The following is a 1,007-nucleotide window of genomic DNA, read 5'->3' as shown; positions in this document are numbered from 1 at the left end:
GGGCGCGAGCTCGCCGTGGCCGCCTATTTGAAGGAGCACGTCGCGCAGCTGCTGATCGGCAAGGACCCGCACCGGATCGAGGACACCTGGCAGTTCCTGTACCGGTCCTCGTACTGGCGCCGCGGCCCGGTCACGATGGCCGCGATCGCCGCGGTGGACATGGCGCTGTGGGACATCAAGGGCAAGCTCGCCGGGATGCCGGTCTACCAGCTCCTGGGCGGGGCGTCCCGGAACGGGCTGCGCGCCTACGGGCACGCCTCCGGCGCGGACCTGCCGTCCCTGTTCGATTCGGTCCGTGAGCACCTGGAACTGGGCTACAAGTCGATCCGGATCCAGACCGCGGTGCCCGGGATCAAGGCCGTCTACGGCGTCGCGGCCCAGGCCCAGGCCTCGGGGGAGCGCTACGACTACGAACCGGCCGGGCGCGGCGCGTTCCCGCAGGAAGAGGACTGGGACACCCGCGCCTACCTCCGCCACCTGCCCACCGTGTTCGAGGCGGTGCGCAACGAGTTCGGCCCGGAACTCCCGTTGCTGCACGACGGGCACCACCGGATGACCCCGATCCAGGCCGCGAAGCTGGGCAAGGCGCTCGAACCCTACGACCTGTTCTGGCTCGAGGACTGCACCCCGGCCGAAAACCAGGAGGCCCTGCGCCTGGTCCGGGCGCACACCACCACCCCGCTGGCGATCGGGGAAATCTTCAACACCGTCTACGACTACCAGGCCCTGATCAAGGAACAGCTGATCGACTACGTGCGGGCAGCCTCCACCCACTTCGGCGGGATCAGCCCGCTGAAGAAGGTGATGGACTACGCCGCGCAGTACCAGATCAAGTCCGGCTTCCACGGCCCCACCGACATCTCCCCGGTCGGGTTCGCCGCGCAGCTGCACGTGGGCCTGGCGATCCACAACTACGGCATCCAGGAATACATGCAGCACTCGGATGCGACCAACGAGGTCTTCGAACAATCCATGACCTTCGTCGACGGCTACCTGCACCCGGGCGA

Annotated in this window: 1 protein-coding gene; it reads left to right on the top strand. The window is 68.0% G+C overall.

Annotation, left to right across the window (positions count from 1 at the left end; genetic code table 11):
- A partial coding sequence (gene manD, locus AC1DKN_RS20975; RefSeq protein WP_476872404.1) for a D-mannonate dehydratase ManD occupies window positions 1-1,007 on the top strand: 1,007 nt, incomplete at both ends.

This window comes from Arthrobacter sp. 01N444 (assembly GCF_056399305.1).
This window is presented reverse-complemented; position numbering and strand designations above follow the sequence as displayed.